The sequence below is a fragment of the Paenibacillus sp. FSL R5-0378 genome (assembly GCF_038009285.1).
Taxonomy (GTDB): Bacteria; Bacillota; Bacilli; order Paenibacillales; family Paenibacillaceae; genus Paenibacillus_AQ; species Paenibacillus_AQ favisporus.
Window position 1 is genome coordinate 3,999,676 of the sequence record NZ_JBBPAY010000001.1, and the last position, 21,861, is coordinate 4,021,536.

Genomic DNA, 21,861 nt, shown 5'->3' on the forward strand with positions numbered 1-21,861 from the left:
TGACCGCATATTCAATGTCATCAATTATGCCCTGATGATTTTTCTGGTCGTCGTGACCTTGTATCCGCTGGTGTATGTATTGTTCGCTTCGTTCAGCGATTCGGCCCGGCTGCTCGGCCACAAGGGCTTTCTGTGGCGTCCGCTCGGCTTCAGCCTCGACGCATATAAGAGCGTGCTGGACAACCCGGGCATCGGCATCGGTTTTCGCAATACACTGTTCATTCTGGTATTCGGGGTAGCGGTAAATCTGCTGCTCACCTCGATGGGCGCTTATGTCCTTTCGCGCAAAAACGTGATGTGGAACAAGGTGTTCATGTTCATTATCGTGTTCACCATGTTCTTCAGCGGCGGTCTGATCCCGCTGTATCTCGTCGTCAAAGGCGTGGGACTGCTGGACACGCTGTGGTCCACGATCGTTCCGTTCGCCGTCAGCACGTTTAACCTGATCATCATGCGCACGGCCTTCATGGGCATTCCGGACAGCCTGGAGGAATCGGCCAAAATCGACGGCGCGAATCATTTCACCATTTTGTTCCGGATTATCATCCCGTTGTCCATGCCGGTTATCGCCGTCATGATTCTCTATTATGCGGTGGACAAGTGGAACGGATGGTTCTACGCGTCGGTGTTTATCAAAGACAGAAACCTGTTTCCCCTGCAGCTGGTGCTGCGTGAAATTCTGATCTCCAACTCGACCGACAGCATGTCATCGGGCGCTTCTGCTGGAGACCGGTTCCAAATCGGGGAAACGATCAAATACGCAACGATTATGGTGGCGACCGTGCCTATTCTGTGCGTGTATCCGTTCCTGCAGCGGTTTTTCGTGAAGGGAGTCATGGTCGGCTCGCTGAAGGGCTGATGCACGTAATTGCGAAACAGATGTTGTTCAGATCAAGGAGGTCTTCGCATGAAGGACTTTGAAACAGTTAAGCAGGAGATGTGGCGGCAGATCGTCCTCAAGGCAGGACAAATGCTGGAGCGAATCGGAGACAAATCGCCGCATGCCGCAGGCCAAGACGGAAAATACGATGATATGCGGATCGATTGGTGGACTTCGGGCTTTTGGCCGGGGATGCTGTGGCTGATGTACGACATGACCGGTGAGGATAAATACCGGGAGGCTGCCTGGAACTGGGATGAACGGTTGTCGGAGCTGTGGCTCGTCCCTAATCATTATGATCATGACGTCGGTTTTCAGTTTTTGCCGACCGCGGTCATCAAGCATAAGCTGACTGGAGACGAAGACGCGGCAAGACGCGCGCTCCTTGCCGCCGGCTTCCTGGCAGGGCGCTTCAACCCAGCCGGCCGGTTCATCCGCGCCTGGAACGGCGACAAGACCGGCTGGTCGATCATCGATACGATGATGAATCTGTCGCTGTTGTTCTGGGCATCGGAAGAGAGCGGAGACCCGCGGTATGCACATATCGCGGGGCAGCATGCGGATACGGTCGTCCGCCATTTCGTCCGAGCGGACGGGTCCGTGCATCATATCATCCGGTTCGATGCCGAAACCGGCGAAGCCGCCGAAGCGATCGGCGGACAGGGCTTTGCGCCGGATTCGGCCTGGAGCCGGGGGGCGGCCTGGGCATTATACGGTCTAACGAATGCGTATCGTTATACGGACCGTCCGGATTACCTTGCGGCAGCCCAGCGGGTGGCGAACTTTTTTATCGCGCATCTGCCCGAGGATGCCGTCCCCTACTGGGATTTTCGTGCGGAAGCCGTGGAGGCCGAGGGCGGCATCGTGCGAGACAGCTCGGCCGGCGCCATCGCGGCGTCCGGATTGCTGGAGCTCGCGGAAGTGCTTGGCGATATCCGGGGAAGGGGATATCTTCATGCCGCGCAGCGGATTTTGCATTCCCTGTACACGGCGTACGGAACATGGAATGATCAAGATCATGAGGCCGTCCTGCTGCACGGAACCGGCCATAAGCCGGTATCACAAAACGTGGATGTCTCTCTCATTTACGGCGACTACTTTTTTATTGAGGCGGCCGCCAAACTGAACGGATGGAAGCACCGGATCTTTTAAAAAGATACGAATAGCGGGTTGATGCCGGGTGCATGACCGCCTGTCCATTCATCCACATGAGCCTGGGTAGACCGTGAGGTCTCCCGAGGCTTTTTCGCGTTAATTCCGCATCCAGCCAGGGATATTACGCTTTTTATCAACCGGATTGCACTTTTTATCTATACGCATCCCAGGCGTTATTCGATATAATGGGTGTCTAATCAATCGAGACAAACTATTGAAGTATGGGTGATGGTCTTTTGCTGAATATTCAAAAACTATGGCGGAAACGGGAGAGCATCATTGTAACCTGGCTCGTATCATACAGCGCGGTGCTGTTTGTTCCGATCGTCATCAGCCTGGTGATCTATGCCCAGGCCAGCCATGCGCTGAAGAGCGAAATCCACCGGGCCAACGATTCGCTCCTGAAGCAGATGAGGTACACGATCGATAATCAGATCGACCTGATGAAGCGGTTGAATATGGAAATGACATGGAGCCCGAATTTGCAGCATCTGATGTATTCCAGCATGCCGGCTCAGGAAGTGCCGTACACGGCATACCAGCTGGTGAATGAATTCAGGCTGTTTAAAACGTCGTATGCTTCCATTGACGAGTTTTACGTTGTTTCCAGACGGGACGGCTCGGTGTACAGGTCCGGCAATATCCGCGACTTGAAATCCGCCTTCTATACAATTCACCAAACCGGTGCGCTCACATTCGACGAATGGAAGAGCGAAGTATTGAATGGGGTAAGCAATTCCTTCATCGTGCTTCCCCATGCCAATGCGGCTGATGAACATACGGCAATCGCCTATATTACGCAGCTGCCGAAAGACATGAACGGACGGAGCACAGGCAGCGTAGTGGTCATGTCCGATACCCGCCGGTTCCAGGAAGCGGTGGAGGGGATATCGGGCTTCAGCGGTGCGACGCTGCTCATTTTGAACCATAATAACGAGATTCTGATGTCCAACCATCCGGACTCGGAGGAGCTGAGGCCATTTCTGAATGGTAAGCGGATTCAAACGGATTCCGCGCAGGCTGGAACGTCGGAACTGTTCTCAATCAACTCCTCTGTCTCGGACCTGAAGTACGCCCTGATCATCCCGAGCGGAATCTATTGGGAAAAGGCGGAATACGTCCGTAATTTTACGTATGTCAGCATACTCGTAAGCCTGGCGGGTGCCGGCGTTCTGACTTGGTTTTTTATGCGCCGCAATTATTCGCCTGTACAGCAGCTGGTCGAGTCCCTCAAGGATGAGAACACCGACCGTGGTTATGCCGATGCGAACGAGTTCCGGTTCATCCAGAAAGTCGTCACCCGCACCCGCACTGAAAATGACGAGATTTCCATGCAGCTGCAGAAGCACCAGCAGGTACTGAGGTCTAACATGCTCAACCGGCTGCTGAAAGGCAAACCGGATACGCTGGTGCCCTATGAGGACGCATTTCGCTCATTTCAGATGAAGCAGGTATCCACGGAATTTGCCGTCATTCTGTTCGTGATCGAGAACGAAGACAAGCTGTACGAATTTTTGCCGGGCATCGACATGAATGAACGGAGTAAGCTGATCCATCTGATCATATCCAATGTCGTGGAAGAGCTGGCGGAAAAGCGGGGACATGCCGGGTATGTGGTCGAAACGGATGACATGATGGCCTGCCTTGTCAATTTGAAAGCGGATACTTCCGGTTGGGAGCACGATCTTTATGAGATCGCGGCCGAGGCGCAGCGCTTTCTGGAGCGGTATGACATGGAAATGACCATCTCACTGAGCGGACGCCATGCTTCCTGGATCGGCATCTCCGAGGCGTACCGGGAGGCGGTCGACGCGATGGAATACAAAATGGTCCTCGGCAAAAAAGGGATCATCGCATACGAGGACATCCGTGCCGACAGCACAGCAGACATCGGTTACGGCTATTATTATCCGCTTCAAATCGAGCAGCAGCTGATTAATGTGATCAAGGCGGGGGATCTGGATGAAGCCGCATCGTGTATGAACGAGATCATTGAGAAAAATCTGGACAAGCCTGTCATGCCGCTCACACTGGCAAGATGCCTGATGTTCAATCTCGTCGGGACGATGATCAAGGCGATCAACGAGCTGGGCGAAGGGAGCGGCGGCATCCCGCTTGCCGACAACCCGCGATGGATCGACGATATTATGGCATGCGGCACGCTTCGGGAAATGCAGGAGAAGCTGCAGTCCCTCCTTCAGGAAGTGTGTGCCTACGCATCAGCTAAACGTTCGTCCCACGTATCCAGGGAGCGGGAGGATTCCCTGCGGAACCTGATTGAGGAAGTCCACCAGTATATCCAAGCGAATTACATGGACATGAACTTAAACGTCAACGCGATTGGCGAGCATTTTCAGCTGAAGGGGAGCTATCTGTCGAAGCTGTATAAGACCCAGACGGGCGAAGGCATACTGGACAGCATTCATAAATACCGGATCGAGCAGGCGAAACGGCTGATGCGGACCAAGCCCGAGTCGGTCAGCGAGATATCCAGGCAGATCGGGTACAACGACCCCGCGACCTTCATCCGGGTGTTCAAAAAATACGAAGGCATTACGCCAGGCAAGTACAAAGAAATTATTTGATGTTTTATTTTCGGGAGGTACCTATGAAGTGGAAAGGTAAAAGGAGAGCGGCGGTGTGGGGATGGCTGGCTTTCATGGTCCTGCTGATGGCGGTACTGCCGGCTTGCGATCGTGAGCGGATGACGCAGACGGCAAGTTCACTGCCGACTGCCGAAACAACGCTGATGGCGGGAGGAGGCAAAGGTTCGTCCGCCTCGGATGCCAAGCTGACCTATTGGGCTGAACTGAACGGAAACGCGGCGGGGATCAAGTCCACCTTTAACCAGGTGCCGTTTTTTCAGGAATGGCAGCGGAGAACCGGCGTCCAGCTGACGTTCATCCAGCCTCCGGCCAACCAGGCGAAGGAAGCGATCAGCGTGCTGCTGGCATCAGGCGATCTGCCGGATATGATGGAGTATGAATGGATCAATTATCCGGGGGGACCGGAGAAGGCGATCAACGACGGCTATATTCTACGCCTGAACGAAGCCATCGATCAGTACGCCCCGAACTTGAAGCGGTACCTGAAGGCGCATCCCGATATCGATATGCAAATCCGTACAGCCGGGGGCAGCTACTACGCATTCCCGTTTATCCAGGGAGACGACAAGCTGCGGACTTACCAGGGACCGATTATCCGCAAGGATTGGCTGGATGAGCTGGGCCTGGACGTGCCTGTGACGATCGACGATTGGCATACGGTGCTCAAGGCGTTCAAGGAAAAAAAAGGCGCCGAAGCGCCGCTTACTTTCCTTGGCGTACCGAATCCGCTCTTTGGCATCGAGGGCGGAGGGTTTATCGGCGCATTCGGAATTAAGAAAGGCTTTTACCAAGAGGAGGGAAAAGTCAAGTTCGGTCCGGTTGAGCCGGGGTATAAACAATTTCTGTCACTGTTCCGGCAGTGGTACGCGGAAGGGCTGATCGACCCGAACTTTGCTGCCGTGGACTCTGAAACGCAGGACACGAGCATGATCCTGAGCCGGAGCGGTGCTGGTATTTGGAATGCGGGCGCCGGCATCGGCACGTGGCTGCCTGTTATGAAAGCGCAGGATCCGTCGGTGGAGCTCGTTCCGGCGCCCTATCCGGTGCTTCAACGCGGGGACCGACCCGAATTCGGGCAGCTGGCCCCGGCTGTCGGATCCAGCGGGGTGGCGATTTCCGCGAAGAGCAAGCATGTCGAAGAAGCGGTCAAGATGCTGGACTACGGGTACGGACCGGAAGGACATCTGCTCTTTAATTTCGGCATCGAAGGGGTCAGCTACCAGATGAAGGACGGGTATCCTGTGTATACGGACGTCATTTTGCACAACCCGGATAAGCTGGCGCCGTCACAGGCGCTGGCGATGTACACCAGGGCAAGTTATTTCGGACCTTTCGTCCAGGATATCCGTTACATGGAACAGTATTATTCCCTTCCGGAGCAGAAGGAGGCGGTCCGGGTGTGGTCCGACACAGATGCGGCGCTTCATACGCTGCCTGCGCTTCCGACCACGGAGAAGGAGAGCACCGAGCTGGCGGTGATCATGCAGGAAGTCAACAAGGCCGTAACCGAAATGTCGTTGAAGATCATTATGGGCATGGAGCCGGTATCCGCTTTTGATGAATACGTAAAAAAAATCCGGCTGATGGATATCCAGCGTGCCATCGGTATTGAGCAGCAGGCGCTGGACCGTTATCGCGCATCCGTATCCAAAACAGGCGGGAACACCTCCGGTTGACCGTGGAACGGGCTATCCCGAAACCTACGATTTTATGCCTTTCCTGATAGCCGGCAACTGCGCTGACAAGAACGTGTTAAAGGCAATATAGAACGGAAACACAATCATTTCGAACATGAATATCAAGCCGGTGACCGGAGCGGGATCATCTCCCGGATTCGTCAGCGGAAACACCATGCTGAAGCCCCAAATCCACAGGATGAAATAAGGGAACCACAGAACGGCAGCGGCATAAGCGGATTTGCGGCCGGAAACGAGGCGCTTGCTCAGCCAATAGCAAAGGAATAGTGAGATAGAGAGCAGGGCCAGATTCGCCCAGCTCAATGCATTATAGATGCCAGTCCAATTCGTGATTCTTTCCAGCCTGTACACGTTGCCCAAACTTTCCGCATGGAGGAAAAAGAGGAAAGCGTAAATACAGCTCATCACATTCAATTTGAAAAAATAGCGCATGAAGGTTCATCTCCCATCAGTCCAGCGATTCGCTGGGCTTCATTGCGTTGACAGATAGGCAATTTGTACCGGTACAGCTGTGATAAATTCGCATTGTCCCGGGAGATCGCTCCCTGTACCTTATTAGTAATGGATTTTTTGTAATCGCACATAAATCAGCCCGTCTCTAATCAAGATTTCACATTCCGAAATGAGGAGAGAAGAATGTTTAACCTGCAAAAATACATGAGCAAACTGGGTATGACCTATCACATCGACATCATTCCCGATCTGAAGCTCCTGCGTGAACTGCAATATCGGCACGTCATGCATGTTCCTTTTGAAAACCTAGATATCATGGATGGGGTCCCATTATCGATGAATCCGGATATTCTCTTCAACAAGATCATTGAAGGCCGGCGCGGAGGCGTATGCTACGAATTGAACGGGTTGTTTCACAGCCTTCTCAAAGCGCTTGGATTCAGCGTATCGATGGCTGCCTGTACCGTCAAGCAGGAGGAAGGTTGGTTTATCGACGGAACCCATGCCGTAAATGTCGTTCACCTTCCGGGTGGAGATTACCTCGTGGATGTTGGTTTTGGCGGCCGAAGCCCCCGAGTGCCGGTTCCGTTGAATGGCGAATGGACTGAGGACTGGGATGGAAAATGGCGCATACGTCCATATACAGAAGAGCAGGACCGATTTGTTTTGGAGAAGGAAACCCCAGAGGAGTGGGAGATGCTGTACCAGTTGGACAGGGAGCCGCGACTGCTGGAAGATTTCAAAGCGGTGTTCGATATGACGCAGTACGGGCACGAATCGAAATTCAATAAAATACGGGTGGCAATGATTCAGACGGAGCAGGGACGCGTTACGCTGAGCGGAAACTCTTTAACCCGGGTAAACGGAGAGATGAAATCTAAAGAGGATGTCGAGCCGGAACAGATTGGGCAGGTGCTGCGTGAGCTGTTCCATATTGAATGGAAGGAATGACGGTTCATTATCAGCCGGTCTCGTGAGTAGCCTGTATTGAGGCCAAGAAGACTGACTACGTTCACGAAGGGGGCTGGCCGGCTCATCGATGAATTGGTGTAAGGCTTCGGGCGAATACTAGTTTGGTCAAGGTATTTTCGCTTGCAGAGGAGTCTTCGATTATGGACAGCAACAATCACGAGAAAAGTAAATGGGCGCTGCCTTTCCGAAAAAAATCCGGACCCCGGCTTCATAAGGACGATATCACGGTCGTGGACACCGGCAACGCCAAGAAGGCCGTCGTCGCCACCGCATTGGGAAATGCCATGGAATGGTTCGACTTCGGGATCTACTCTTATTTGGCCGTCATTATGGGCAAGGTGTTTTTCCCGGAGATGACGGGTTCCATCCAGCTGATTTATACCTTTGCCACGTTTTCCATCGCCTTTCTCGTCAGGCCGTTCGGCGGTTTGTTTTTTGGGAGGCTGGGGGACAGGCTTGGCCGGAAAAAAGTGCTGACCATCACGTTGGTCATGATGGCGGTGTCTACGCTGTGCATCGGCCTCATCCCGAGCTACGCATCGATTGGCATTACCGCTTCGGTGCTGCTGCTGCTGGCCCGCCTGGTTCAGGGCTTCTCCACCGGGGGAGAATATTCGGGCGCCATGACCTTCATTGCCGAATCCACGCCCGATAAGCGCCGCGGATTTATGGCGAGCGGTCTGGAAGTGGGCACCCTGGTGGGGTACATTGCCGGATCCGGGTTGGTGACGCTGCTAAGCTACCTGCTCGGACCCGACCGGATGCTGGCATGGGGCTGGAGGATTCCTTTTTTTATCGCGGCTCCGATCGGCTTGGTCGGCCTGTACCTGCGGAATCATCTCGAAGAAACACCCGCCTTTGAGGCGATGGAGAAAGCAGCCCAAGATGAAGGGAGGCAGAAGGTACCTTTCCGGGAACTGCTAAAGGTTCAGTGGAGAGTCGTCCTGCTCTGCATCGTCATGGTGTGTTCCTTCAATGTTGTTGACTATATGGTATTGTCATACATGCCATCGCATCTTACCGCGGTGCTCGGTTACGGGGAAACGGAAGGGCTGCTGCTCATCCTTATTGTCATGTTCATCATGATCCCGATTGTGCTGTTCATGGGGTACTTCAGTGACCGGATCGGGAACAAACGCATCATCCAAGGCGGTCTACTGGGGCTGATCGTGCTCTCACTGCCGGCGTTTTGGTGGATCGGCAGCGGTAAGGGAGGGATGGTCTTTCTCGGTCTGCTGTGCCTCGCCGTGCTGCTGACCTGCTTTGAAGGCACCATGCCGTCCGTGCTTCCCGCTTTGTTTTTTACCAAGGTCCGATATGGAGCCCTGGCGATTACTTATAATATTTCAGCATCCCTGTTCGGTGGGACCACTCCGCTTGTCATGGCTTGGCTGATCAATCTGACCGGGGAGCCCCTGGTTCCGGCGTATTATTTGATCGCGGTGTCGCTTATCGGCTTCGTCATCGTGACCATGTGGTTTACCGAGACCTCAGGACGGTCACTGCGCGGTTCTGCGCCCGCGGTGGAGAAGCCGCACGAAGTTCATGAGGTGCTTCAAGAGCCGGAGGAAGCGCTGTGGTGGCATGAGGAGCAGTCGGCCATCCACGATCAGCTGTCCGATTCAGATCCGACACGTTAAGGAAGTAAGGATTTCGTTATGAAATATATAAATCTAAAAAAGGCGCTGGAACAAGGGTTCCGGCGTCTTTTTTGCTTCTTTTTCCAAATATTTTTGTGAAAGCCTTTTCAACTGTGTTTAAATATGTTATCTTTGAGGTAATCTAATTGTGTCTAAATTGTGAAAGCAATTTGTCGAAATTGTGAATCATCGCTGATCCATAGCGTATGATATAGCATCCAATGTTTTTAAGGAGGAATTCATCATGACCTTTTTACTGCTGAGTGTGTTTACCGCTGCGTTGATCGGTGTGTTGTTCTTCGGGAAGAAGCACGAGGTGTTGATTGCCAACGTCATGAATACATTGCTGCTCACGGGTCTTGCGATTGCGTCCGGAATGCATTTGAGCTCTGGCGGCTTGTTCTATCTGATTCTGATTTTCTACTACGTGGTGCCGATGTATGCTGTCATTACGCTGTTTGGTGTCATGAAGAAGAACAACAAGAAGAAGCAGAAGGACGTATTTATCAGTTCCTTTGAGCCGTCCCTCCCCGATTTGCGTGGAGAACGCGCCTAATATCCAATAATAATTAACCGCTGGGACAACGAGGTTCCAGCGGTTGTTTTATTTTGTGCACTCTTGGCAGGCTCTAGGTCCAGTGAAAAGGTCGCTCCAAAGCTGCCGGAATTTTCGTAGCTGCGTTCCCTTTGGCAGCATTGATCTGGAACTGGGTCAGAAAAAGGCTTCCGCTCAAGTCCGCGCCGCGGATGTCTGCGTCCCGGAAGTCGGCGCCGATGAGATCCGTGATCCGGAGGTCTGCGTCCCGAAGGTCCGCCGCGATCAAATATGCGCCTCTAAAGCTCTGGAATTTGAGATCGGCGCCTTTCAGCTTGGCGCCGATCAGATCCGCCCCGCGTCCCTTCAGGTTCTTACGAGAAGACGGTCCCTTGTAACGTCGGCGTGCCTCCTCCCGAACGAGTTCACTGGTCTTAAGGAGCAGGAGGTTGACTTCGGCCCGGTGAGCGGGAATATCCAGCTTCAATATTTCTTTTGGCGGAAGTTCGGTGAGACGCTGCGTTTCGTGCAGCTGCGTTCGAAGCTCCTCGTGGATCAGGTGGGCGTCTGCATGGCTTAGCGCTTCGCTTAAATAGGCCAGAAGCTCGTGTAGCTGACGCATGACGGGAAACACTTCGAACATTTGCTTCGCCGTCTCCGGCGCTTGGCGCCAGTCTATGCCGCTATAAGTAAACTGGGAAACTTTTTGTCCGGCCCCGAAACAGTCATAAACGGTACATCCGCGAAATCCCTTTTGGCGCAGGCTGTTATGAATACCGCAGCGGAAATCGGATTGCAAATGGCGGCAGGGCTCTCCCGCCTGCTTGTCCATGGCAAAGTCGGATGAGGCAGCAAAAGGGAGGGAAACGCAGCACAGGCCGAAGCATTTCTCGCAGTCTGCCTTCAGGGCAGCTCGTCCGAAGTCTCCTAAGTCTTCAAAATGATAAGGGTTTGGTTCACTCAATGTTGATATCTCCTTCATGTCAAATCAGTCCGGTTTTCTTTTTACCTATCGTTATCTTACAATAAATTGAAGCATTTATCGATGACGTGATGCTTATCAGCCTGAAGCTTTCGCCAGATTTATTGATACATGGAATCGAGCGGAGATTGGACAACTTATCATCGTGAACTAATTTATCCAGCGGGAGTGATGGAGAAATGAAGATTAGCGGAAATACGATACTCATTACCGGCGGCGGATCCGGAATCGGGCTGGCCTTGGCGGAGCGGTTCGTTCAGGCGGGTAACACCGTGATCATTTGCGGGCGCCACGCAGACAAGCTTCAGGAGCTGAAGGAACGTTACCCGGATATCCATACGGTGGCATGTGACCTTTCTGTGGAGTCCCACCGGCTCGAATTGTTCCGAAATGTGACGTCCGAGTTTCCGGGTTTGAACGTTCTCATCAACAATGCAGGCATTCAACAGCGGGTTCATTTGCTCGAAGCGGAGAAAGAGTGGGAGTATTACCGTCAGGAAATTTCAATTAATGTAGATGCGCCGATTCATTTAACGCTGTTGTTTATGCCTCACTTGTTAAAACAACCGGATCCGGTCATCATCAATGTCACCTCGGGGTTGTCCATTACGCCGGGAGCCTGGGTTCCGATTTACAGCTCTACCAAGGCCGCGCTCCATTCCTTTACCGTTAGTCTCCGGATTCAGCTGGCTAAATCGAACGCCAAGGTGATCGAAGTGCTGCCGCCTGCGGTCAACACCGATCTTGGCGGGGCGGGACTTCACACGTTCGGCGCGCCTCTTGACGAGTTTGCTGACTCGGTATTCAGGGATCTGCAAACCGGTAAAGAGGAGATTGGTTATGGCGGTACGGAGGAGAGGCTGCATCTGTCGGCGATACAGGCAAGAGAGACGGCAGCCCGGATGTACGATGGCTTCCGATCAGGTACATAACATCTTGCACAGGATGCAGAACAGGAAGAGGACCTGCTGACAGGATCAGCAGGTCCTCTTTGGGTTACATGTTTTCTTTTAAAAATTTGTCGTAGTCGTTTAATGCCCGGTCTAATTTCTGACTGGCCTTGATCAGCTCCGGATCGGTGAGACATCTGCATACGGACAGTTTATTCAATTCCAACCGAAGCTCTTCAATTTTACGAATAATTTTATCCATGGTTGAACAGCTCCTTAGAAATTTTGCATCCTCTTTGCGCTCGCAGCATGCCGCAACGACAGATGCGTCAACACATTTTTCGATCCAGCACATGTTTTTTGAAAAAGAATGATACTACATTTTTCGCTAAATTCCCCTCAAATCCCTTCCGTGAAGCTGACATATTATCGAAATGTTACCCGATGATGAAATTTTTTTTTAGGTTCATAAAACCCTTCCAGCCTGGACAGCGAAATTCGATATCATTGGGTAAAATTTACATGGTATAAAGAACGGGTGTTCGTATATAATAAAAACATACGTTCGGTTAGGAGGGGCTTTCATGTCAGAAAAATATGTTGGGCAAACCGTGGAGATCGTTTATTTAGACCAGGCCGGTTACATCACACAGCGTAAAATCGAAGTGAAAGAGATGCGCGGGAACACTGTCAGGGCGGTATGCCTGAAGACAGGTGCCCCAAGAACCTTCCGGATGGATCGGATTCTGGCATGGCAGGTCGCAAGAACTGCCTAGGACCGGTTAGGACGGCGTCCTTGACGCAGCGTTATTCGCGCACACTGCTGCATCAATAAATTGATTCTTCGAAGAGAACAGAGCTAAAATAAAAAGCCTAACCCGGTATGGGCTAGGCTTTCTTTGTATATCATCCATGCCGGGGATATGATAAAGAACAAGTTCGCCGGCGCTTTCTGTCTCAGTCCTGGCATATCTTCCCGCTCTCGGCATACCATTAGGCAAAAGCAAAGAGAGAGGGAGGATACGGATGAACGTAATTGAACCGCAAAGTCCGGTACAGCTGGTCAGCACGCATCTGCCGGAGGGGGCTGAGCTGGTTACGATGAATACTCCAGCCGGACAACCTGCCGTGATTGCCGAGGATTTAACTGGCGATCGGGTCCCGGAGATTTCCGCCGTCTATCGGTTGAATGATGCGTTGTACTTGCTTGTACTTCAGTTTAGCGAAGGGGCATGGAGAACGATGGCCAGGATCCAAGGCCCAGGCTATGGAGTCACGCTTTTGACCGCTGCACCGGTAACCAAGCCTGGGCGGAACAACCTGCTCGTAGGCTGGCAGATCGGTTCCATTTGGTCGAAGCTGTCCGTGTATGAGTGGACGGAGTATGGTTTGACGGATGTGGCGCCTGCAGAAATGAGCTACAGCTATATTGACGTGGCGGATTGGCCCGGCCCTGGAGGTCCAGACGGCAGATCCGAGCTCGCACTCTGGATCCACGATACGGGCGAAGCCTACCGGACGGAGGTGCTGCGCTGGCGGGACGGGAGTTTTCACCCGGCAGAAGATGTATACCCCGCCTATTACCCTGAAGTAGCCCGCTACTATGAACGGATGACCGAATCCTATCCGGATTATCCGTTTTACTGGTACTATCTGGCCGAGGCGCAATATCGGGCCGGTATCCCGCAGGCAGCACTGCATTCGGTTCGAAGAGCATTAGGATTTGCCCAGCCGTATCCTTCCCGGGAAACCCTTTTGACGCTGGAGAGGAAGATCCTGCAGCTGCCCCGCGTGGCGGAGCTGCTGCGGTTTTCGGACCGAACCGCCGAAGGGATTCGGTGGGGGTATATCAACTCGAGCGGTTCGATGGTACTTCCGGCCAGATACGAAGAGGCGGCGGAATTTCAGAAGAACGGCCTTGCCATTGTCCGGGAACGAGGAAAATACGGATTGATCGATCAAGCCGGGATGTGGGTCGTTCCCCCGGTGTATGATTCGATTTCACCGTTTTCGGAACACCGGGCCGTCGTCAAGGGCGGCGGCGACTGCAAGCTGATCGATGAACAAGGTAAGGTGGTAACGAAATGCGGGTACTCGTATATCGCCGATATGCGGGAAGGCAGATCCGTATTTCTTGTAGAGGGCAATCAGGGTGAAACGGTACATATCGGCCGTTCCGGCTATCTGGATTCCCAGGGATACGAGATCATCCCGGCAAGATATGAGGAAGCCGGCGATTTTGGCGGTGGAAGAGCCTGGGTCAAAATGAAGGACGGTGCGTACGCACTAATCGGGCTGGACGGCCGCAATCTATACGAATATGAGTTTGAGTATGCCGGTCCTCCCGGCGGCGGATTGCTCGTTTATCAGCAGCAGGCCGGCGGAAAATACGGCTATATCGATCTGCGCGGCCAAGTCCGTATACAGCCCGCTTTTACCTCGGCATCCCCCTTCCGCCGTCAGCGGGCGATCGTGAACATGGGGGAGGACGGCACGAAGAGATACGGCGTCATCGATGAATCAGGTCAATTCGTCGTTCCACCTGTATATGACGAGATTCGTGATCTCGGTGAGGAAAGGCTGGCACTCGCACACGCCGTGAATCCGGAGCAGCCGTCCATCGACTTGAACTATGCGATTACGGATTGGGAGGGCAGGTTGCTGACAGACTTTGCGTATACCCGCGTGTCGGCCTATCAAGATGGTCTGGCATCGGTCACGGATGGGCAGAACACCTTCTTAATCGATTGTAGCGGTGCAGCCGCGCCCGGATATCCAAAGGTGGAAGGCAGCGGCAGCCTGACTTTGAAGGGAGACGGCCTAATTGAAGTCCAAGTTGACCGGCGGATGTCGTATGTAACGCGTGACGGAAGAACCATTTGGCGGGACCAGGATCCTCCCAAATGACTCAGCCCGCCAATCACAATAAACCTTGAATTCGACGAACCGCTGCCTTGAAGGCAAGCGGTTTTTTTAGATTGGAAGGTTCAGGATCGGTTGGGAATAATTTTACATGAGACGGGGGATATTAACCGCAGTCTAACTAGTTATGGCAGGAGGGCAGGCTGTGACCTCATCCGAGCAAACGATCTATCCTTCACTTGACGGAAACATATCTTACATCCGGGACAAGCTGTGTCACACCGACGATCTGAAGGTCAGGCACCTAACCTACCGTGGACAATCATCGGCGCTGATATATCTGGAATCTACGGTGGACCCAACCCTGATCGAGCGTAACGTCATCCGTCCGCTGCGGCAGGGAGGAGACGAGGACTTGTCCCAGCTGTTCCTGACGCTCCGGCTGGAAACCGAACACAAGCTGGATCAGGGCACACAATCCCTTTTGTCGGGCAATTGCTTGTTTTTCACCAAGGATAACATGAAGCAGTTCTACGTTTTGACCACGCCGGCCAAATACGAACGCAGCATTACGGAGCCGGAAAACGAAGGCATTATCCGCGGGGCACACAACGGTTTTATCGAGGATTTAACGGTCAATTTGTATCAGATCCGCCAGCAGATCAGCTCGACGGACCTGAAGGTGCATTATCACAATATAGGCAGTACAGCTCCCCGCAAAGTGGCGGTCATGTACATGAATAACCTGGCGGACCCAACCGTAATCAAAAAAGTGGAAGGCAGGCTGAAGGGCATCACGATCGATTCCGTCATTTCGACCGGCTTTATCCAAGAATTCATGGAGGATCAGCCGTTTTCGATCTTTCCCCAGTTTTTGAATACGGAACGGCCGGACCATACGGGCGCGTATTTGCTCGACGGGCATGTGGTCATTATGCTCGAAGGGGATCCGACGGCCTTGATCGTCCCGGTGAGCTTTTTCTGCTTTTATCAAACCCCTGACGATTACAGCAACCGTTGGATGATCGCATCGTTTGTGCGGTTTATCCGGCTGCTCAGCTTCATTACCGCCTTTCAGCTGCCGGCATTCTATATCGCCATCGTAGCGTTTCATTCGAATATTTTGCCCATTCAGCTATTCTTTACTGTGCAGGGTTCATTGACCCGCGTACCGTATCCCCCGCTCGTTGAAGCGATGCTGCTCGAGCTGATCTTTGAATTGCTGAGGGAGGCAGGGCTCCGGCTGCCAAGCCGAGTAGGGCAGACGATCGGCATTGTCGGGGGTCTGGTCATCGGGGATGCGATCGTCAAGGCGGGTTTCGTGTCGTACACGATGATTATCGTTGTGGCTTTAACCGCGATTTCGTCGTTTTTGATACCGTCCAATGAGATGAGCTCGGCGATCCGGATATTGCGGTTTCCCCTGATGATATGCGCATCCATTTTCGGTTTAATCGGTATTGCTTTCGGACTAACGATCCTGTTCATTCATCTGTGCAAGCTGGAGTCGTTCGGGAAGCCTTACCTGTCGCCGCTGGCCCCATTGAAAATAAAGGGCTTCAAGGATGCGTTTCTTCGGTTTCCGATCTGGACGATCCGCGGCAGACATGGCGAGAAAAAGCATAACTAACATCAGTTGACACGGATCCGGGAGGGGTGGCCAAGGTGGAACAGGCTGAGAAAAAGATGTCCCCGAAACAGCTGTTTTTGTTCATTATCCAAGCCCAAATCGGAGTCGGCGTGCTTTCGATTCCCTATGACCTTAGTAAGACGGCAAAAGGCGGCGGGGGCATATCGGTTGTGATCGCCGGAGCGATTACCCAAATCATCATTTTGATGATGTGGACTCTTCTGCGCAAGTTTCCTGGGATGAACCTTTTTCAAATCTGTATCCGGTTTGGCGGACCGGTTATAGGCAGGCTGCTGATCGCATGCTACGTCGGATATTTTATTTTGCTGGGCAGCAATGTTTTGCTCAATGCCTACATGGTACTCCAGCGCTGGATTCTGCAATCCACCCCCAAGTGGGTGGTACTGCTCCTTTTCTGTATCATGACTTATTATCTGGCTAAAGAAAAGCTGACCGTATTGGCCCGGTTTTACAGTCTTTCGTCCATGCTGTTCATTCCGTTGATCATTTTTGTCAGCTATGGCTTAACGCAGGCAAGGATTGAATATATGCTCCCGTTAACCGAAGCAGGCCTGATCAACATCCTGAAAGGAACCAAGGATACGACCATCTCGATGTACGGGTTCGAAATGTTCATGATCATCTTTCCGTTCATTAATGCATCTGACGCCAAGAAATTGAAAATGATCAGCTTGTCGAATCTGTTCGTTACGCTGTTCTACGTGTTTGTCGTGTGTACCTGTCTCATGGTGTTTAACCAGACGCAGCTGGCGATGATCCCGGAACCTGTCATTTACCTAGTCAAATCGCTGAATTTTTATATCATCGACCGGGCGGACATTCTATTCTTGTCGATTTGGTCGATTACCTTGGTTTGTTCCATCGCCAGCTACTTTTATGCGGCTGCCGATGGGCTTGCGGTCCTGTTTAGAAAAAAGAACCATCAAATGTTTGACCCCTTTGTTAGTGTAGCCTTTTTTTTAATCGCTCTTTTGCCGACCACGCCGATGGCGATCGACCGGATCAACAAGATTTCCGAATATGCCGCGTACGTGTTCATTACGGGCGTTCCCTTCCTGCTAATGCTGTTCTCTTTATTTGTCAAAAAGAAAGCGGGTGGAGCTGTATGAAACGATGCCGCGGGGCACTTTGCTGCGCCATGCTGGGTCTGAGCACGGCGCTGCTGACCGGATGCTGGGACCGTGAATATTTGAAAGACTTGAATTTGGCTTACAGCGCAGGTTTTGATCTGACCAAGGATCATAAGATCAAGGAAACCGTTGAGCTGATCATTCCTCCGAAAACGGAACAGAGCTCCACGAGAAATGAAATCCATTCGGCTGTGGGCTTGTCAACACGCGGGGCGAGCAACATCCTCCGGGCTCGCGTAAGAGGGAATATGCGGGTGATCAAGAACAGCGTGCAGCTGATCGGCAGATCTTTGGCCGAAGAAGGGATCAAGGCACCCATGGACGTCAATTTCAGGGACCCTAAGAACCCTTCTTCCGACGTCCGCTTGATCGTGACGGAGAATGACGCCTCAGAGATTATCGGTATGAAAAAAGTAGGAGAGCTGCAAATCGGCGAATTCTTGTCACAGAAAATCAGCAGCTTGGAGAGAATGAGCCTGTTCTACCCGCCGGAAACCGTGAATACGGTTTTCCGTTCCTTGACGGATCCAGGCCAGGATTTCGCTCTGCCCTACATCGGGGTACAAGGCTCCGAGATCGTTGCCAAAGGCGTTGCCTTGTTCCACGATCAGAGCTATAGCGGATCGTTAGGCAAGGATCAGTCGATTCTGCTGGTTCTGATGAAAGGAAAGTCGGGAGGAAATGCACGATTTACCAAAACCGTGAATCTGGATACAACCAAGCCGATTCGCGGATCGATCAGCTACAACGTCGGCAGTAAGAAAAGGAAGCGTGAGTTTCACGTAAGCGTCGCCCGGAACGGTGATGTTCACGTGACACTGAGCCTAAAGCTTCAAGCGGTTATCGAGGAATTCACCGGACCGCAGCTGCTGGATGATAAAGCCGTGACGCGAGTGAACAGGGAGCTATCGTCCATCATGACCGAGGAAGCCGAGGGAGTCGTGCGGGAGCTGCAAAAGGCGAACTGCGACATTTTTGGGGTAGGCCGGCAGCTGATGGCCTATCATCCCAAACTGTGGAAGCGGATCGATTGGAACAAGGAGTACCGTAACGTGCAGTTTCATACCCAGGTTCAGGTGTCCATTATCGATACCGGGGTCATTCAATAACAGCTGATGTCCATGCCGTACGGGATGCGGTAATGAACGATATTTTGCGGTCTGGCCGTCTGCGGCAGGCCGCTTTTTTTGCTTTTCCAATTCGCTGGAAATAGAATGTTGACTTGCGGAAACTCATATATATGTCATGGAAACCGTGATTCGGATGACCTGACAGTACGCAGGGTGTAGAGCCACTCTTATAGTGACCGGCAAAAAATGTGGGATTAAATAACAAAAAAGGGTTTGCAAAGGTCCGGTGCGGTGTTATAATCCGATCAAGGAAAGCGGTTACCCTAAATGTTTCATTGAAATGATATCGTGAGAACAAGGTGGAATGTCCATGAGTAAACAACTGAATATCGGCGTGATCGGAGCAGGGAGGATCGGCAGGCTGCATACCGAAAATCTGCTCAAGCATCCTCAGGTTAATGTGAAAGCGATTGCAGATCTGCAGATCGATCATGCCAGGGCATGGGGCAATGGGCTGGGGATCCCTTTGCTGACCCAGGATGCGGAACAGATCATCAGTGATCCGGGCATCGATGCCGTTTTTATTTGCACGTCGACCAATACCCATATTGACATGATCGAGCGTTCCGCCAAGGCGGGCAAACACATTTTCTGCGAAAAGCCGATTTCCTTCGATGTCCGGGGAACCCGCCTTGCGCTGCAAGCCGCTTCCGACAGCGGCGTCAAATTTCAGCTTGGCTTCAACCGCAGATTTGACCCGAATTTTCGCAGAGTCAGGGAGATTGTCGCTTCCGGCCAGATCGGAGATCCCCATCTGATCAAGATCACTTCCCGCGACCCCAGCCCCCCTCCGCATGACTATATCAAGGTATCCGGCGGGCTGTTTATGGACATGGCGATTCACGATTTTGACATGGCCCGGTTTTTGAGCGGCAGCGAAGTGGATGAGGTGTATGTCCAAGGGGCAGTCCTGGTGGATCCAGTCATCGGAGAGCTCGGAGACGTGGACACGGCGGTCATCATGCTGAGATTCCGGAACGGCGGGATCGGTGTCATCGACAACTCGAGGCAGGCTGCTTACGGGTACGATCAGCGCGTTGAAGTGTTCGGCTCGCTGGGCCAGGTCAATGTGCAGAACGATTTTCCGAACTCGGCGGAAATCAGCACGGCCGGCGGCGTGTTCCGGGATAAGCCGAAGCATTTTTTCCTGGAGCGTTATGAAGCGGCGTATCGGCTTGAAATCGAGAGCTTTATCAATGCGATCTTGAACAATGAGGACGTACCTGTCAGCGGAGAGGACGGGTATGAGGCGGAACTGCTGGCGGATGCAGCCAGGAAGTCATGGCTGGAGAAGAGACCTGTCAGCTTGTCCGAGTATTCGATGTCTACATCATGAGGTTTTTGTTTGTCTTTAGGGTAAGCGATTAACCTAATGAAATATTCTGTGAAGGGATGGTTATGAATGGGCGTACTTCGATTAACGATGGCTCAGGCCTTGCTCCGCTTCCTGGACCAGCAGTATGTGCAGCTGGACGGAAAGGAGCACAAGTTCGTTAAGGGAGTCATGGGTATTTTCGGTCACGGCAACGTACTGGGCATCGGCGAAGCATTGGAGCGGGAGCCGGGCAGCCTCAGATTCATCCAGGGAAAAAATGAGCAGGGCATGACGCATGCCGCCGTTGCGTACGCGAAGCAGAAGAACCGGCTGGAAATCTTCGCCTGTACTTCCTCCATTGGCCCGGGGGCGCTGAATATGGTCACGGCCGCCGCGACGGCGACGGTCAACCGGATACCCGTGCTGCTGCTTCCAGGCGATATTTTCGCCTGCCGGCAGCCGGACCCGGTCCTGCAGCAGCTGGAGCATCCGATGGATTATACCGTGTCCGTCAACGATGCCTTCAAGCCGGTCAGCCGGTACTGGGACCGGATTACGCGTCCCGAACAGCTGATGAGCTCGATGATCCAGGCGATGCGCGTACTGACTGACCCTGCCGAAACCGGCGCGGTCACCATCTGCCTGCCGCAGGACGTGCAGACAGAGGCGTACGATTATCCTGAGGATTTTTTCCGCAAAAGAGTGCATTACCTTGACCGCAAGCCGGCAAGCCAGGCAGCGATCGAGCGGGCTGCGGAGCTGATTTCGCGCAAGCAAAAGCCGATCCTGATCGCCGGCGGCGGCGTTCATTATTCCTTGGCCTATGAAGAGCTGCGGCAGTTCGCGGAAGCGTTCGGCATTCCTGTGGCCGAGACCCAGGCAGGGAAGAGCGCAATCCCATGGGACCATCCGCTGAATATGGGAGCGATCGGCGCGACCGGATCCCTTGCCGCGAACCGGCTTGCCAGAGAAGCGGATGCCGTCATTTGCGTGGGTACCCGGCTGGGTGATTTTCCGACCGCATCCAAAACCGCTTTTACGAGTCCTGAAGCAGAATTTATTCATATCAATGTGAGCGGTTTTGACGCGTCGAAGCTGAATGCGTGCCAGGTGGTGGCAGATGCTGGAACGGGGTTAAAAGAATTGACTTCCGCACTTCAGGTAAGGAGCTACAAGTCTGCTCATAACGAACCAGAGCTTGCCAAACTGAAAGCCGAATGGACCCGGGAGGTCGACAGGCTGTACGGCTTGGAGTCGGAAGAAGGCTTGACGCAAACCCGCGTGCTCGGTGAGCTGAACCGTTCCATGGCAAACGAAGTGATCGTTGCGGCGTCCGGGAGTCTTCCCGGCGATTTACACCGGCTGTGGAGATCGGAAACGCCCAAATCCTATCACATGGAATACGGCTTTTCCTGCATGGGGTACGAAATTGCCGGGGCCTTCGGCGTGAAGCTCGCCGAGCCGGACAAGGAAGTCTATGCGCTCGTCGGCGACGGAAGCTACCTCATGCTTCATTCGGAGATTTTAACCAGCATTCAGGAAGGCGCAAAGGTGAACGTGATCCTGCTGGACAATCACGGATACCAGTGCATACACAGCCTGCAGCGTGAAAACGGGAGCGACGGCTTCGGCAACGAATTCCGTCTGCGCAGCCCGGAAACAGGGCGCCTGACGGGAGAATACGTGCCGGTCGACTACGCTGCCCATGCGCGAAGCATGGGAATCAAGGCATTTTCCGCCACCCATGTGGATGAGCTGAAGGAAGCCCTCCGGCAGGCCGGGGAGGAGAAGGGCTCTACCCTGATCGAAATCAAGGTGCTGCCGGGCACCCAGTCGGGCGGATACGAATCCTGGTGGAGGGTGGATGTTCCGGAAGTGTCGACCAGCGATAAGGTGCGGGCCGCGAGGGAAACGATGAACGAACATGTACAGCAGGCGCTGAAAATTTAAGTCCAAAGGGAGG

The 21,861-nt window shown here is 53.0% G+C and carries 18 protein-coding genes; 15 read left to right on the forward strand and 3 right to left on the reverse strand.

Annotation, left to right across the window (positions count from 1 at the left end; all coding sequences use genetic code 11):
• Nucleotides 1–34 precede the first annotated feature (34 nt).
• From MKY74_RS18660 to MKY74_RS18675, 4 genes are all read left to right on the forward strand, one after another.
• Nucleotides 35–859 (forward strand): carbohydrate ABC transporter permease, encoded by an 825-nt coding sequence (locus MKY74_RS18660; RefSeq protein WP_076169368.1) that lies wholly within the window; start codon nucleotides 35–37, stop codon nucleotides 857–859.
• 48 nt (nucleotides 860–907) lie between these two features.
• Nucleotides 908–2,032 carry a glycoside hydrolase family 88 protein gene (locus MKY74_RS18665; protein ID WP_076166642.1) on the forward strand — a complete coding sequence of 375 codons (1,125 nt, stop codon included), beginning with the start codon at nucleotides 908–910 and terminating at the stop codon, nucleotides 2,030–2,032.
• Between the two features lie 239 nt (nucleotides 2,033–2,271).
• Entirely contained in the window at nucleotides 2,272–4,620 is a 2,349-nt protein-coding gene (locus MKY74_RS18670; protein WP_244169165.1) for a helix-turn-helix domain-containing protein, read from the forward strand.
• Between the two features lie 23 nt (nucleotides 4,621–4,643).
• Nucleotides 4,644–6,317, forward strand: coding sequence for an extracellular solute-binding protein (locus tag MKY74_RS18675; protein WP_076166633.1), 1,674 nt, complete (start codon nucleotides 4,644–4,646; stop codon nucleotides 6,315–6,317).
• A 24-nt stretch (nucleotides 6,318–6,341) separates the two neighbouring features.
• Here the strand turns inward: MKY74_RS18675 and MKY74_RS18680 are convergent, their stop codons facing one another.
• A complete protein-coding gene (locus tag MKY74_RS18680; protein WP_076166630.1) occupies nucleotides 6,342–6,770 on the reverse strand; it encodes a hypothetical protein in 429 nt (142 codons plus the stop codon).
• A 204-nt stretch (nucleotides 6,771–6,974) separates the two neighbouring features.
• Between MKY74_RS18680 and MKY74_RS18685 the strand changes: the two genes are divergently transcribed.
• The 3 genes from MKY74_RS18685 (at nucleotide 6,975) to MKY74_RS18695 (ending at nucleotide 9,959) form a co-directional block, all read left to right on the forward strand.
• Entirely contained in the window at nucleotides 6,975–7,742 is a 768-nt protein-coding gene (locus MKY74_RS18685) for an arylamine N-acetyltransferase family protein (RefSeq protein ID WP_084203711.1), read from the forward strand.
• 161 nt (nucleotides 7,743–7,903) lie between these two features.
• Nucleotides 7,904–9,403, forward strand: a complete 1,500-nt coding sequence (gene proP / locus MKY74_RS18690; protein WP_076166626.1) for a glycine betaine/L-proline transporter ProP — start codon at nucleotides 7,904–7,906, stop codon at nucleotides 9,401–9,403.
• Between the two features lie 244 nt (nucleotides 9,404–9,647).
• Complete coding sequence (locus tag MKY74_RS18695; RefSeq protein WP_076166622.1) at nucleotides 9,648–9,959, forward strand: hypothetical protein; 312 nt, start codon at nucleotides 9,648–9,650, stop codon at nucleotides 9,957–9,959.
• 73 nt (nucleotides 9,960–10,032) lie between these two features.
• Here MKY74_RS18695 and MKY74_RS18700 read toward each other — a convergent pair whose 3' ends face one another.
• On the reverse strand, nucleotides 10,033–10,902 hold the full coding sequence (locus MKY74_RS18700) for a pentapeptide repeat-containing protein (protein WP_076166617.1): 870 nt from the start codon (nucleotides 10,900–10,902) through the stop codon (nucleotides 10,033–10,035).
• Nucleotides 10,903–11,099: 197 nt separating this feature from the next.
• Between MKY74_RS18700 and MKY74_RS18705 the strand changes: the two genes are divergently transcribed.
• The gene (locus tag MKY74_RS18705) at nucleotides 11,100–11,852 is read left to right on the forward strand and encodes an SDR family oxidoreductase (protein ID WP_076166614.1); all 753 of its coding nucleotides are present in this window, start codon (nucleotides 11,100–11,102) and stop codon (nucleotides 11,850–11,852) included.
• A 64-nt stretch (nucleotides 11,853–11,916) separates the two neighbouring features.
• Here MKY74_RS18705 and MKY74_RS18710 read toward each other — a convergent pair whose 3' ends face one another.
• Nucleotides 11,917–12,072, reverse strand: a complete 156-nt coding sequence (locus MKY74_RS18710; RefSeq protein ID WP_076166611.1) for an aspartyl-phosphate phosphatase Spo0E family protein — start codon at nucleotides 12,070–12,072, stop codon at nucleotides 11,917–11,919.
• 322 nt (nucleotides 12,073–12,394) lie between these two features.
• On the opposite strand from MKY74_RS18710, the gene MKY74_RS18715 reads away from it, so the two are divergent.
• The 7 genes from MKY74_RS18715 to iolD all read left to right on the forward strand — a co-directional run bounded on the left by MKY74_RS18715 (nucleotide 12,395) and on the right by iolD (nucleotide 21,848).
• Nucleotides 12,395–12,586, forward strand: a complete 192-nt coding sequence (locus tag MKY74_RS18715; RefSeq protein ID WP_076166608.1) for a hypothetical protein — start codon at nucleotides 12,395–12,397, stop codon at nucleotides 12,584–12,586.
• A 250-nt stretch (nucleotides 12,587–12,836) separates the two neighbouring features.
• On the forward strand, nucleotides 12,837–14,717 hold the full coding sequence (locus MKY74_RS18720; RefSeq protein WP_076166604.1) for a WG repeat-containing protein: 1,881 nt from the start codon (nucleotides 12,837–12,839) through the stop codon (nucleotides 14,715–14,717).
• A 160-nt stretch (nucleotides 14,718–14,877) separates the two neighbouring features.
• The gene (locus MKY74_RS18725) at nucleotides 14,878–16,302 is read left to right on the forward strand and encodes a spore germination protein (RefSeq protein WP_167372829.1); all 1,425 of its coding nucleotides are present in this window, start codon (nucleotides 14,878–14,880) and stop codon (nucleotides 16,300–16,302) included.
• 35 nt (nucleotides 16,303–16,337) lie between these two features.
• Nucleotides 16,338–17,432, forward strand: coding sequence for a GerAB/ArcD/ProY family transporter (locus tag MKY74_RS18730; RefSeq protein ID WP_084203708.1), 1,095 nt, complete (start codon nucleotides 16,338–16,340; stop codon nucleotides 17,430–17,432).
• Nucleotides 17,429–18,562 (forward strand): Ger(x)C family spore germination protein, encoded by a 1,134-nt coding sequence (locus MKY74_RS18735; protein WP_076166596.1) that lies wholly within the window; start codon nucleotides 17,429–17,431, stop codon nucleotides 18,560–18,562. The genes MKY74_RS18730 and MKY74_RS18735 overlap by 4 nt, the downstream gene beginning before the upstream one ends.
• Nucleotides 18,563–18,893: 331 nt before the next feature.
• Entirely contained in the window at nucleotides 18,894–19,919 is a 1,026-nt protein-coding gene (gene iolG, locus MKY74_RS18740) for an inositol 2-dehydrogenase (RefSeq protein ID WP_076166593.1), read from the forward strand.
• Between the two features lie 66 nt (nucleotides 19,920–19,985).
• Entirely contained in the window at nucleotides 19,986–21,848 is a 1,863-nt protein-coding gene (gene iolD / locus MKY74_RS18745; protein ID WP_076166588.1) for a 3D-(3,5/4)-trihydroxycyclohexane-1,2-dione acylhydrolase (decyclizing), read from the forward strand.
• The last annotated feature ends 13 nt before the right edge of the window (nucleotides 21,849–21,861 follow it).